The sequence below is a fragment of the Rhodoferax sp. SPJ21 genome, assembly GCF_058216335.1.
Genome location: NZ_JBYZMO010000005.1, coordinates 33,765 through 46,626, shown reverse-complemented (window position 1 = coordinate 46,626; position 12,862 = coordinate 33,765). Strand labels below are relative to the sequence as shown.

Below are 12,862 nucleotides of genomic sequence, written 5' to 3'. Positions count from 1 at the left end.
ATTCCTTTTTTGCCTTGCTGTTACAACACTCTGATGACGCACTCTACTTGGGATGCAATTTGACTTATTCAAGCAGCCGTTATTCCAATGGCTCGCTGACACACTGTAGCGGGTGTCCAGACTGTTTGGCGGCCTCCAAAACCTGGTCTACCTTGGTGGCAGCCACGTCCTTGGAGTACACGCCGCACACGGCTTTTCCATCCAGATGGATCTTGAGCATGATCTGGGTGGCGGTTTCGCGGTCTTTGTTGAAAAACTCCTGGATCACCACCACCACGAACTCCATGGGGGTGTAATCATCGTTGAGCAACAGCACCTGGTACATGTGCGGCGGCTTAATCTTTTCGGTGAGACGCTCAAGCACGACCGAATCGCCGTCGTCGGATTTCGACGGCTGGTTGACGGGCGGCGGTGGCTTTTTGGGAATTTTGGTGGCCATGCTGTCATTCTATAGACGCATTCACACCGTTACCGGCAGAGGTGAATTAGCGCGCTACTTCACCGCGTTTGCGTCCACTATACGGTAATACAAACCGTAAGGGTCATCGTTCAGAACCGCAAAACGCCCCTCCACAACCACGGGTTCCATGCTGTATTTCACGGGAGTCTTGGTTTTTATCTCGACCATGCTCTCTGGCCCACCTGGCAAACAAAAGGAGCAGGTCAGGGGCACAGAGGTCAGCAGAAAGTGTTTTTGCTTCTCACCGGGCTCCAGCGGCATCATGAAGCCCTGAACGCGCTGCACCTTCTGGTGCAAAGCGAGCTGGGGAAGGCCGAAATTGGGCAGGATGCGGTTTTTTTCGGCCCGGGTCTTCACGGCGGTCAGTACCGACCAGGGCACCACGTCTGAGCGCTCCTGCAGGGGGGCAAACGGGCTGTTGGGACTGTGGTAGCCGGGACCAGAGCCGGCCGGCAGGTCGATAGAGCCCAGAGGCTGCGTCTGCGCCAGCGCAGAGCCCAGGGTCAATGCGCTCAGCAGGGCGATGGCGGCGAGTTTCATGGCTTGCTCCGGTGGCTTCTTTGTGGGTTGTAACTTTAATGCTCGTGCTTCATGCCGCAGAATTTGCCGATGGCAATGCCCTTGCAGGCGACTTGCAATTCCTTGAAGCACACTTCTTCGCCCTTGCCGGCTTCGCGGCACAGTGCGGCAGCTTCGTGGGCCGCCGCAATGGCGCGGTGGCGGGCGATGTCTTCCTTGGCCTGACTCATATCTTCGGCGGAAAAGGCGCTGGCGGCCGACAGGGTCAACAGCAAGGCGGTGGTGATTTTGGTCATGGCAAAGCTCCGAGTCAAAAAATTAGCGAGTGTTCAATAAGGTTGTGACATCCAGCCGGTAGGCTTCAAGCGCTGGTAAGGCGGCAGCCAAAGTGGCCACCGCGCCACCCAGCAGTGGCACCCACCATTCGGAGGGCAGCCAGATCCAGCCGGTCAGCGGCAGCGAGCGTTCGGCCTGCAGCCAGCTGCCCACCAGCTGGGCCAGCAGATGGCCACCCAGCAGGCCCAGGGCCGTGGCCATGGCGGCCAACAGCAGCGCCTCGCACAGCACCAGGCCGGCCACCTTGTACGGCGACGCGCCCAGCATGCGCAGCATGGCCAGGTCGGCGCGGCGCTCGCGCACCGCATTCCACAGGGCGATGAAAACGCTCAGGCCGGCGGTCAGTAGAAGTACTGCGCCGAAGCCGCGCAGCACATCGGTACCCACCCCCACCATGCGCAGCAGACGGGTGATTTCCACCGCAGGCGCGGCGGCCTGCATTTCGGTGGTGGTGTTGACGTAGCGCGGGAAGGTCACGGCGGCCAGCGGGCTTTTATAGGTGATCAGCGCCAGGGTGATCTCGCGCTCGGCCTCCATGATCTTCTGGTCTTCGTCGTCCACAGCGGTGGCTTTTTCATGCACCTTCCAGACCGATTCGGTGGCCGTCAGCACCAGCCGGTCCAGCACGCAGCCGCACGGGGCGAGTACGCCGGTCACCAAGTACGGGAAGTCGCCGTGGATATGGCCGCCGCCGCCCAGGCCGTGCGAGCCGTAGAACTTATTGCCCATGGCCAAGCCGGTGTTCTGCGCGACCTGGGCTCCCACCACGGCCTGCATGGGCTGGGTCCACATGCTGCCGGTGGCCAGCTTGGCGTCGTAATGCTCGGCGTAGGCAGTGGTGGTGCCGACGACGCGGAAGCCGCGAAATGTGTCGCCCAGGCTGATGGGAATCAGCTTGGCCACGCGCTTGTCTTTTTCCAGCTCTTGCACGGTGGCGAGCGGGATGTTGCCCGGCGGCACGTCAATATGGAATACGCCGGCCAGTATCAGCTGCATGGGGCTGCCCTTGGCGCCGACCACGGCGTCTATGCCGGCCAGGTCGCGGTCAAAAGAGCGGTCCATCTGCTCGCTGGTGACCCACACAAAGGTGATGGACGCCAGGCCCAGCGCCAGCAGCAACAGGTTCAGCGACGCGGCCAGGGGGCGCGACCAGAGATATTTAAAGGCTATTGCTACTATTTTCATAGCTTCTCGCGCAGTTTATGCGTACGCTGCAGGCCGATTTGACATGTAACTGCATGGGGCAAAGCGGCCGCCACCCGCGCGTCGTGCGTGGCGATAACCAGAGTGGCCTGGCAGCGGGCGGCACTGCTTTGCAGCAGGGCCAGGGCCGCCTGCGCCGCATCGTCGTCCAGGCTGGCGGTGGGCTCGTCGGCCAATATCACCTTGGGCTGCAGCAGCACGGCCCGGGCCAGGGCCACGCGCTGGGCTTGGCCGCCAGACAGCTGGCTGGGTTTGCGCTGGGCCAGCTCGGTCAGGCCCAGCACGTCCAGTGTGGATTGCACCGCCTGCGGGTCGTCGGCCACGCCGGCAGCCCACTGCGCCATGGCCAGGTTGCCGCGCACGGTCAGTGCTTCGCTCAAATGCAAACGCTGGGGTAAAAAGCCGATAGCGCTCGCCCGCCATGCGTCAGTAGCTACTTTTTTTAGAGCATTCAGATCCTGCCCAGCGACTTCGATATGGCCGCCACTGGCGCGCAGCAGGCCGGCAGCCAATGCCAGCCAGGTGGATTTACCTGCGCCAGACGGGCCTTTGAGCAGCAGCGTGCCGCCCTGGGGCATATCGATATCGGGAAACACCAGCTCCGTACCTGACTCGGAGTCTTTCATGTAGCGGTAGGCCAGGCCCGCCGTACGGATCACGCGCTGGTCCCGGCGGCGCAGTCGATACACACGCCACGTACGGCGAAATCCATGCTCATGTCCTGGTAGCCCAGGGCCTGCAGGGCGGCGATGGCGGACTGGGCGGCGCGCTCCAGGTCGCTGGCGTTGGCTTTCAGGGCGCCGGCAAGCGGGCTGTCACGGTGGCAGCTTTGGCATTCGAAATGGGGGATGGCGTGCACGCTGGCTGGCATGGCCTGGTAGCGGCGCACGCGGTTGGCGTCCACGCGGCACAGCAGCAGGCCGACCTGGGTCAGGCGGTCGATCAGGCGGTACAGGGTGACGCGGTCCAGCGCTTCGCTGCTGTCGCTGGCCAGCGCCGCCTGCAGCTGCGCATGGGTGTAGCTGGTGTCCGGGTGGGCCAGCAACCAGCCCAGCACCAGGCGCGCGGCACTGGTGCGGCGCAGGCCGTGGGCCGACAACAGCGCATCTATCGGGTCGGCAACGGTGGGGGGTAGTGAGGAAGCCATGGCGAGGTCTTTGTAAATCTTGGCGAAAAATTCAATAACGCAACAAAGTTGCATTACATTAACCGCAATCTGGTTGCATTATTACCGCAACCGGGTGGCCTTATGCCACCGCATTTTGTAAAGCCATGTTCACATCTTTCCTACAAAAAACCTTCCAGCGCAGTGTGCTGGCCTGGCCCGCCTGGTTGCGCGTGCTCACCCTGTTGCCCGTGGCGGCGCTGCTCTGGCTGGGCGTGGCGTGGGCCAATATGGACATTGCGCCATGGTGAATGACGTCACGCTGTACAACCTCACCGTCAGCTACCGCCAACACCCTGCCCTGCACCACATTAGCGGTCAGTTTGCATCTGGCTCGTTGACGGCCGTGGTGGGGCCGAATGGCTCGGGCAAAAGCACGCTGCTGAAAAGCATCATGGGTTTGCTGCCTCTGGGGGGGGGCCGGGTGGACCTGGCCGTGCCGCGCCAGCGCATTGCCTACCTGCCGCAGTTGGCCGAGATAGACCGTGGCTTTCCCATGGATGTGCGCGACTGCGTGCTGCTGGGCTGCTGGCCGCGCCAAGGCGCCTGGGGCGGCGTGGATGCGGCGCAGCTGGCCCGCGCCGATACGGCACTGCAGGCGGTGGGGCTGGATGGCTTTGGGCGGCGGCCCATCAGCTCCTTGTCTAGCGGGCAACTGCAGCGCGTGCTGTTTGCCCGCATGGTGGTGCAAGACGCGGACCTGATCCTGCTAGACGAGCCCTTTAACGCCATGGACAGCAAAACCACCGCCGCCCTGCTGGGCATGATCCGCCAATGGCACGGCCAGCAGCGCACGGTGATTGCCGTGCTGCACGACGACGCCCAGGTGCGCGACCATTTTCCGCAAACCCTGCTGCTGGCGCGCGAGCTGGTGGGCTGGGGACAGACCAGCCAGGTGATGACCGACAGCAATCTGCGCCGTGCCCGCGCCATGGCCGAGGCATGGGACGAAACCGCCGAAGTCTGTGCCATAGACAAGTTGGACCCGATGCCCGTGCGCGAGATAAGCGCCCAGAAAGTACCCGCCTGATGGACCTGCTGCACAGCCTGTGGGACCTGGTGTTTGCCCCGTTTGCCGACTTCGCCTTCATGCGCCGCGCACTGGTGGCCACACTGGCCTTGTCGCTCAGCGCTGCGCCACTGGGCGTGTTTTTGACGCTGCGCCGCATGAGCCTGCTGGGCGATGCGCTCAGCCACGCCATCCTGCCTGGCGTGGCCATTGGTTTCATGCTCTGCGGCCTGTCGCTGACGGCCATGGCACTGGGTGGTGTGGTGGCGGGCATGCTGGTGGCGGCGCTGGCCGGCTGGATCAGCCGTGCCACCGCGCTGAAGGAAGACGCCAGCCTGGCCGCGATCTACCTAGTGTCGCTGGCGCTGGGCGTCACCCTGATATCGCGCCACGGCACGCAGCTGGACCTGCTGCACATCCTGTTCGGTAGCGCCCTGGGCGTGGATGGGCCGGGCCTCCAGCTGGTGGCGACGGTGGCCAGCATCAGCGTGCTGGCCCTAGCCGCCGCCTACCGGGGCCTGGTGCTGGAGAGTTTTGATCCGGTCTTCCTCAGCGCGGCCGGCAAGCGGGGTTGGCTGTGGCAACAGGGATTTTTGATGCTGGTGGTGATCAACCTGGTGGCTGGCTTCCAGACCCTGGGCACTCTGATGGCCGTGGGCCTGATGATGATCCCGGCCGTATCGGCCCGGCTCTGGCACGACACCCTGCCCGCCCAGTTGGTCAACGCCAGCCTGCAGGCCATGTTGGCGGGCGTTGCCGGGCTGCTGCTGTCCTACCACTTCGACGCGCCCTCCGGCCCGACCATCATCGGCTGCGCCGGGGCTTTGTACGCGGCTTCGCTGCTGCTGTCGCCCGGCGGCTGGCTGCAACGCCACGGGGTGCGTGAACACCGCGTGGCCTGACTGATTTCTTTACTCCAACCCCAAGTTCCCATGCACAACATCGTCCGCAAACTGCTCGTCCCCCTGGCTGCCGCCGTGCTCAGCACCGCCAGCTACGCCGCCGACAAAATCCCCGTCGTTGCCAGCTTCAGCATCCTGGGTGACCTGGTGCGCGTGGTGGGCGGCGACCGTGTGAACGTCAGCACCCTGGTCGGCCCGAACGAAGACGCGCACGAATTTGAGCCCAAGCCAGCGGATGCAAAAAGCATCGTCCAGTCCAAACTCTTCGTGGTCAATGGCCTGGGCTTTGAGCACTGGGCGCAAAAGCTGGCCAAGTCGGCCAACTACAAGGGCGCGACCGTGGTTGCATCCACCGGCGTGAAGGCCCGCACCATGGCTTCTGATGACGGCAAGGGCGTGGAAACCGACCCCCACGCCTGGCAAAACCCGGAAAACGTGGTGCTGTATGTGCGCAACATCGCCACCGGCTTGGCCAAGCTCGACCCCGAAGGCGCCGCCAGCTACAAGGCCAACAGCGAAGCCTATGTGAAAGAGCTGCAAACCCTGGACAGCTGGGCCAAAGAGCAGTTCGCCAGCCTGCCCAAAGAGAAGCGCAAGGTGATCACCTCGCACGATGCGTTTAGCTACTTTGCCGCGCACTACGGCATCCGCTTCCTGGCGCCGCAGGGCATCTCCACCGACGCGGAACCCAGCGCCAAGCAGGTGGCCCAGCTGATCAAGCAGATCCAGCGCGAAAAGATCAACGCCGTGTTCCTGGAAAACATGAGCAACCCCAAGCTGCTGGAGCAGATCAGCAAAGATGCCGGCGCCACCGTGGGTGCCAGCCTGTATGCCGACGCCCTGTCCGTGCCCGGCCAGCCCGGTGCCACCTACCTGGAAATGGCCCGCTACAACGTCAGCGCCCTGCTGGCGGGCATGCAGAAGAGCTGAGCCACATTGCTATTGATTAGATAGCTGCCGGCGCAGTTACTACCTGCGCTAGACCCTTAAAACTCTTGTAAACCTCCCCGCGCGCCATGTCCCCTGGCGCCGGGGCAGGACAACCCACGCCCGTACCATGCCACAGCACCAACTCACTTTGACACCCCTGGCGGCCAGCATCCTCGCCCTGGTCGCCCATGGCGCCTACGCCCAGGATGCAGCACCCAAGTCACTCGCGCCCGTGGTGGTAAACGCCAACCCTACGGTCACCCAGCCCGGCTCGCTGCGCAGTGACATCGTCAAGACCGAAAGCATCAACGCCAAAGAGATCGCCAAGACCGGCGCCACCAACCTCACCGAGTTGATGGCACACCGGCCTGGCGTGGACGTGCAGGTGGAATGCTCGGTCTGCAATGTGCGCAACATCACGCTGAACAACCTGCCCGGCCGCTACACCACGCTGACCCTGGACGGCGTGCCCATCTTCTCGTCCGTCTCCAACGCCTACGGCCTGGACATGGTGGGCGTGAACGGGCTGGAGCGGGTGGACATCTCGCGCGGCGCGGGCACCAGCCTGGTCGCCCCCGAATCGCTGGCCGGCACGGTCAACCTGGTCACCCGGCGGCCCCACAAAGACGAGGGCGAGCTGGACTTGAGCGCGGGCAGCTTTGGCATGCGCCGCGCCACAGCCTATGCGGCCAAAGCCTTGGACGGCGGCGCCATCACCTTCAACGCCACCCAACAGCAACACGACAGTGTGGACGGCGTGGGCAACGGCGTGTCGCAATACACCGGCTACCACCGCACGCTGGGCGGCCTGGGCCTGTTTCTGGACAATGTGGGCGGCTTCAAGCTCAAGGCTCGCTTCGACTCCATCGAGGAAAAGCGCATGGGCGGCCCGCTGGGCGACGACTACGACGGCGTGCGAGCCGATACATCGGGCAACCCGTTCGACTTCAGCAAGGGGCCGCATGCCTCGCCGGTGGCGAACAGCTGGATCAACCCATCGGATGGCAGCACCATGCCGGCCTATGACGATGGCCGCTTTGGCCTGGCGCAGATCATCTTCACCCGCCGCGACCAATTTGTCAGCACGGCCGAGCGCGACTTTGGCGACACCAAGCTGCGCTTTGCCTTCGGCTATGCCGAGCACAAGCAGGACTCCTGGTACGGCGGCGATGCCGACTACTTCGGCAAGCAAAAGCAGTACTACCTGGAGAGCAGCTTGCAGTCCTGGGTAGGCGCCACGCTGCTGACCGCCGGCATCAACTACCGCTATGAAGACCTGCACAGCCTGTCCGTCAGCGAAGACCCGTCCACACCCACCTTCGGCATTCCCCGCACCGATGCGGACACCTATACCTACCGTACGCCGGGTGTGTTCCTTCAGGGCTACCGCACCTTCTTTGATGACGACCTGGAAGTAACCGGCAGCCTGCGCTATGACCGCAACAACGTCTACGGTGGCATCACCACGCCACGCCTGGACATGCTGTGGCACCACACGGACGCCATCTCCAGCCGACTGGCGCTGGGCCAGGGCTTCCGCCTGCCCACGTCGTTCTTCGAGCTGGAGCACGCCATCCTGTCGGCCCCCGCAGTGGACCGCTCGCAGGCCAAGGCCGAGAAGTCGAACAACATCTCTTACGCCTGGAACATCGAGACCGACCGCAACTCCTTCACCGCCTCGGTCAACCACACGCGCATCAACAACCTGGCGCTGTTCGTGGACGACACGGCCAATTCCGGTGCCTACCTGCTGCAGCCCGCCAAGAGCGGCTACACGGTAAACAACGTGGACGTGGTGGGCACCTGGCAGGCCACGCCGGCCGACAAGCTCAGCGCCGGCTTCGAGCGCTACCAGTACAAGTTCAACACCACGGACTTCCAGGGCAGCCTGTTCGCCCGCCCCGACTACCGCGCCACCTTCGGCCTGGACCACGATGCGGGCGGCTGGAACTTCAATCTGCGCGCCACCTACACCGGCCCGCAGAACCTGGCCAAGTTCTACGACTACGCAGACAACCCGCGCTTCAACCTGGACGGCACACCCAAATCCGACAAAAGCCCCAGCTTCTGGCTGGTGGATGCGCGCACCTCCTACCAGTGGAACAAAAACGTCTCCACCTACTTGGCTGTGAACAACGTCTTCAACTACCAGCAGGCCAAGAAAGACAGCTACCTTTGGCTGGACCAGAACGGCAATATCGACGTGACCCATATCTGGGGCCCGAACATCGGCCGCAGCATCACGGCAGGCGTGAAGCTCACGTTCTGAATGCAGCCGCGCTTCACTTTGTCCAGGCGGCAGTGGCTGGGCCAGGCCGCCTGCGTGCTGGCTAGCCCGGCTCTGGCAGTGCCCGCCGCATGGGACTTCACCCTGCCCACACTGGAGGGGGACCGCTTCGTGCAACTATCCCAGCTGCGCGGCCCGGTGCTGGTCAACTTCTGGGGCCGCGACTGCCCGCCCTGCGTGGCCGAGCTGCCGCGCCTGCAAGCCTTTGCCAAAAGCCAAGCTGGCTGGACCCTGCTGCTGGTCGCCACCGATGCGCCGCAACTGGCCCAGCAGTTCCTGCTGCAGCGCGGCATCACCGGGCTGACCGTGTTGCGCGCCAGTGCCAACCCCGCAGCGTTGATGCGCGGCGCCGGCAACCGCAGCGGCGCCCTGCCCTTTAGCGTGGCGCTGCGCGACGGGCGCATCTGCCAGGCACATACGGGCGAGTTGACCGATACCGATTTACTGGCACTGCCAGGCGCTTGTGCGGCGTGAATTCGTCTTCAGATGTCCTGCCTTTGAGGTCCTTCTTCGCGGCATCTGGGCATAAAAAAGGCGCAGACTCCGGCTCTGACGAGCGGAAGTCTGCGCCTGGTTTACGGCACGCCCTGGTATTTACCGTGCGTAGGTAATGAAACGCAAGGAGGTACCGCCGGTTGCGGTCACCAGCCAATATTTGGAACTCTGCAAGCTAACGTAGCCCTGGCCTCCTACAACGACCGGCAAGGTGTATTGGTTGCGGGGCAGCAGCCAGGTCACATCGCTCAACGAGCTGGGGTTGGCAGCCGTGAAGGTGGTCAAGCCCAGGAAGCCGACGCTGCTGCTCCAGCTGGTCTGGATGCGGCGCTGCGAGAAATCGGCAATCTCGGCCATGGTGTACCACTTGAATTTGCCTGCGGCCTGCAGCTGGGCTGCGCGGCGCACAAAGGTCTTGACCACGCCTAAATGGGCGAGTGCACCGGGGGGGTGGTTATAGAACAGACGGTTGGTACGGCCGTTAGCTACAAAGCTTTGCAGGTCCAACAGCCACTGGGCCGAGGTGGCGTCGCTCACACCGTTGAGGTCAAATTCCTCGAAGGTAGCGGACTTGCCAAAGGGCGCAATCGGCATGGCCCATAGCTTGTTGGTCAAACGCTCACCGCCGCGCCATTCGCGGGTAGCAGCAGTGCCGGTATTGCTGACGGTGTACATGCCCACCACGCCATGGCTTTCCAGCCACTTGGTAGCCCAGGCTGGGTTGTTACCCACGGGGGCTGAATATTCACGCAGCGGCTGCTGGATGACATCTTCAATGGCCTTCACGTTGAGCTGTACCCAAGGCAGATAGGTTGCGGAGTTGGCTTCATTGGCGTTCAGGCCATAGATGTCATGGTTCCAGCCACCGTGTGAACCCAGCGCGTGTTTGACGGTATTGGTGTAAGCGTACTTGCCAAACTTGCCAGTCTGCAACACCACATCTTGCCCCGCAGGGTTGTTGGGCAGGTTCATACCCATGCCGTCACCCAGCGTGACCACGTCAGGGCCTGCGGTGAAGTGGACAGAGAACGGGCCCTGGCCTTGCATGAAGCTCTGGGCCATGATGGATTTGAACTGCGGCAAGAGGTCGTCGCCGTCATCCACATGCCAGTTGTAAACCAGACCACCTACGCCCTTGGGCTGAACAGACAGGCGGGGCATAACCACTTGGTCACGCGCAAAATGGTTCAGAAAGCCCTGGATCAAAGCACTGTCGGTACCGATGGCCTTGAAGTAGCCCAGCGGGATATTGACAAACAACACCTTGCCCGAACCGTAGCTGCGGTCGCCCGCGACCAGACCATGCTCTGGCGAGCTCAGGAACACATTGCCCGGAAACGTACCGGTGGTTACATAGTGGTAGTAGCCCAGTTGCCCAAACCCATAGCCGCTGACGGCCTGCATGGCGGAGTCGGCTGCGGACAACTTGCTGGCCGCCAGCAGGGGCGAATTTTCAACCCAACCGTCGCCACTGACCGTGGCGCTGACTTCGTCCAGGTCACGCAGACTGGCCGCAGAGAATAGCGATGCCAGCAGCTGACTAAGCGACTGCGTGGCGGTGCTGACGCGCTGGTCATAGCGCAGCTGCACGGGGCTGCTGAGCGAGCGTGCGGCGCTGGCTGCAGCGGTGGCAACTCGGCCTTCGATCAGCGGGCGCATGAACAGTGAACCACCCGGGTCAAAGCGGCTGGTAGGGACGAAAGTCGTGGTCGCCGTGGCGGCTACCGCCGTGTTGCTGGCGGTATAAGGCACGTACTTGCCAGGCGGCAGTGACAGGCTTTCCATGCGGCCCTTGGTGCCGACGATGGGGCCAAAGCCCACCACGCGGTCACGCAGGCTTTCATACTGCACGTAGTCCACACCCACTAGGTCCGAGAAGCGCGAGCGACCCGTGGAGGAGTAGTAACCGGTGTCGGTCAAAGCCCCCGCGTCGTAGGTCAGCATTAATTTACCGCCACTGGACACGTATTGCTTCACGGCGGCTACCAGGGCGTCGCTGGCCTGGATGTGCGCGCTGTCCGGCAAGATGAGACCGGAGATTTTGTCTGCCGCACCAGTGCCGAGGGCCAAAAAGGCGCTATCGGTGATGGTCTTGATCTGCAGGCCCTCTTCTGCCGCAGCATCGGTCCAGGCCTGGACCTGCCAGCTGGTGAGGCTGGCATTGTCAGGAATGAGCAGGGTCAGATAGTCGCGCGAGGCCGCAGCCATCGCCTGGGTACTGGACGCCAGCAAAACCAGCGCCGCAATAATGCCGCCCATCGCATAGCGCAAGCGCGATGCCAAAAGCTGCCAGGAAGGGTAAGTTGAGTGCATAAGTTACCTGGAGAGTGGGTTAAGGGAAGAAACAGAGGAGGGAAAAGGGTCGGAAGCTACCGGAGCCGACAGCCTGAATAGCCAGAGCAGGTCGGCAATCTGAAAAGGCCAGACAAACGGAGCGCTCTCACGCATCCAGGCTGCTCGGGCACGTGCCACCCAGGCTTTGGCGGCATCATCTTCGGCCACGCAGTGGGCGGCCACCGCAACCGCGGGCCACCAGAAACCAGCGGGGTCCACATTGCGTTGCGACCAGCTTTTGGTGCCTGTCCATTGCGCCGCGGCCTGCCGCCAAGCGGCTTGGGCGTGGGCCCATGCAGCGGGGTCGCTGCCGTCGTCCCAAAGCAATGGCCAGGCCTGCGCCACGGTATCGGGGTACCAGCGGGAGAAAGAGGGCTTGCCTACGTCCTGGCTGACCCGCCAGGTCTGACTGGGCGCGTGCCAAAGGTACTTTTGGATGGCTGCATCCACCCGGCGGGCGGTGGCCAGGCTGTTCTGCGCGGCAGCAGGTACGTGGAACACGCGGGTTTGCAAGCGGGCCCAGGCACGCCAACCGGCAGCGACTTCCACGGCATCCATCAGGTAGGCCACCTTGTGCCCAGGCTTGGCCCAGCTCAGGCCACCGGGCTGCGTTAGCAACGTGAGCGTGCCAGCCGCCGCCTCCAGGGCTGCGCGCATGGTGGGCTCTTCCAGCATGGAGGGCTGAGGAGCATATTCGGCGTAGGCATCTGCCATCAGCAGCAAAGATGCCGCTGTGCTGTCGAAGGCATCGACCTGGGGACAGGTCCGAGGGTCCATTCCAGGTGGACATTGGGATTCCTGCAAACCGTCGGCCCTGACCCAGTAGTCAAAAACCACGCCCTGGCCGGAACCGGTCATGGTGGTGTGCCGCGCCTGCCACTGCAACCAACGGGCGGCTGCCGGAGCCAACTGAGGGTTCACGCGCAAGGCACCCAAAAAGGCCAGGTTCACCTGGTACGCGGAAACATGGTGCCAGTCCGCGCCCTGCGGGTCGATGTGGCCCGCAGAATGATGAACTTTGATAGCACCATCCGCAGGCAGGCCGGGCGCTACCACCATTAATCGCTCAAAAGTACGTAGCGCCGCGTCGCGGAATGTGGCATCCACCAAAGGGGCAGCATTGCAGGACTGGGACGGCCCCTCGGCGGGGTTGGCTTGGCTTGGTACGTAGAGGCTGAGCGCTGCCAGCGCGGCGATGGGAACCTGTTTGCGTATCCGCATA

General features: G+C 63.3%; 14 protein-coding genes. 6 read left to right on the top strand and 8 right to left on the bottom strand.

The features are described 5' to 3' along the window. Window positions 1-79: 79 nt before the first annotated feature. From clpS to AC4BBN_RS21200, 6 genes are read right to left on the bottom strand one after another with little or no spacing between them, the layout of a single operon-like run. Window positions 80-439 carry an ATP-dependent Clp protease adapter ClpS gene (gene clpS, locus AC4BBN_RS21225; protein ID WP_490594019.1) on the bottom strand — a complete coding sequence of 120 codons (360 nt, stop codon included), beginning with the start codon at window positions 437-439 and terminating at the stop codon, window positions 80-82. A gap of 54 nt (window positions 440-493) precedes the next feature. After that, a complete protein-coding gene (locus AC4BBN_RS21220; protein WP_490594018.1) occupies window positions 494-1,000 on the bottom strand; it encodes a DUF3299 domain-containing protein in 507 nt (168 codons plus the stop codon). Window positions 1,001-1,035: 35 nt separating this feature from the next. Further along, the gene (locus AC4BBN_RS21215) at window positions 1,036-1,275 is read right to left on the bottom strand and encodes a hypothetical protein (RefSeq protein ID WP_490594017.1); all 240 of its coding nucleotides are present in this window, start codon (window positions 1,273-1,275) and stop codon (window positions 1,036-1,038) included. 22 nt (window positions 1,276-1,297) lie between these two features. After that, window positions 1,298-2,500, bottom strand: a complete 1,203-nt coding sequence (locus tag AC4BBN_RS21210; protein WP_490594016.1) for an FtsX-like permease family protein — start codon at window positions 2,498-2,500, stop codon at window positions 1,298-1,300. Then, complete coding sequence (locus AC4BBN_RS21205) at window positions 2,497-3,177, bottom strand: ATP-binding cassette domain-containing protein (protein WP_490594015.1); 681 nt, start codon at window positions 3,175-3,177, stop codon at window positions 2,497-2,499. The genes AC4BBN_RS21210 and AC4BBN_RS21205 overlap by 4 nt, the downstream gene beginning before the upstream one ends. After that, entirely contained in the window at window positions 3,174-3,665 is a 492-nt protein-coding gene (locus tag AC4BBN_RS21200) for a Fur family transcriptional regulator (RefSeq protein ID WP_490594014.1), read from the bottom strand. The genes AC4BBN_RS21205 and AC4BBN_RS21200 overlap by 4 nt, the downstream gene beginning before the upstream one ends. Window positions 3,666-3,790: 125 nt before the next feature. Between AC4BBN_RS21200 and AC4BBN_RS21195 the strand changes: the two genes are divergently transcribed. The 6 genes from AC4BBN_RS21195 to AC4BBN_RS21170 all read left to right on the top strand — a co-directional run bounded on the left by AC4BBN_RS21195 (window position 3,791) and on the right by AC4BBN_RS21170 (window position 9,285). Then, window positions 3,791-3,934 carry a hypothetical protein gene (locus AC4BBN_RS21195; RefSeq protein ID WP_490594013.1) on the top strand — a complete coding sequence of 48 codons (144 nt, stop codon included), beginning with the start codon at window positions 3,791-3,793 and terminating at the stop codon, window positions 3,932-3,934. Continuing rightward, on the top strand, window positions 3,928-4,713 hold the full coding sequence (locus AC4BBN_RS21190; protein ID WP_490594012.1) for a metal ABC transporter ATP-binding protein: 786 nt from the start codon (window positions 3,928-3,930) through the stop codon (window positions 4,711-4,713). Before AC4BBN_RS21195 ends, AC4BBN_RS21190 begins: the two co-directional genes overlap by 7 nt. Then, the gene (locus AC4BBN_RS21185; RefSeq protein ID WP_490594011.1) at window positions 4,713-5,594 is read left to right on the top strand and encodes a metal ABC transporter permease; all 882 of its coding nucleotides are present in this window, start codon (window positions 4,713-4,715) and stop codon (window positions 5,592-5,594) included. Before AC4BBN_RS21190 ends, AC4BBN_RS21185 begins: the two co-directional genes overlap by 1 nt. A gap of 30 nt (window positions 5,595-5,624) precedes the next feature. Beyond that, window positions 5,625-6,524, top strand: a complete 900-nt coding sequence (locus tag AC4BBN_RS21180) for a metal ABC transporter substrate-binding protein (protein ID WP_490594010.1) — start codon at window positions 5,625-5,627, stop codon at window positions 6,522-6,524. Window positions 6,525-6,651: 127 nt separating this feature from the next. Continuing rightward, window positions 6,652-8,793: a TonB-dependent receptor plug domain-containing protein gene (locus tag AC4BBN_RS21175; RefSeq protein ID WP_490594009.1), complete on the top strand. Its 2,142-nt coding sequence runs from the start codon at window positions 6,652-6,654 to the stop codon at window positions 8,791-8,793. Then, entirely contained in the window at window positions 8,794-9,285 is a 492-nt protein-coding gene (locus tag AC4BBN_RS21170; protein ID WP_490594008.1) for a TlpA family protein disulfide reductase, read from the top strand. A 120-nt stretch (window positions 9,286-9,405) separates the two neighbouring features. Here the strand turns inward: AC4BBN_RS21170 and AC4BBN_RS21165 are convergent, their stop codons facing one another. After that, window positions 9,406-11,619, bottom strand: a complete 2,214-nt coding sequence (locus tag AC4BBN_RS21165; RefSeq protein ID WP_490594007.1) for a polysaccharide deacetylase family protein — start codon at window positions 11,617-11,619, stop codon at window positions 9,406-9,408. 3 nt (window positions 11,620-11,622) lie between these two features. Continuing rightward, complete coding sequence (locus AC4BBN_RS21160) at window positions 11,623-12,861, bottom strand: hypothetical protein (protein WP_490594006.1); 1,239 nt, start codon at window positions 12,859-12,861, stop codon at window positions 11,623-11,625. Window position 12,862 lies beyond the last annotated feature (1 nt).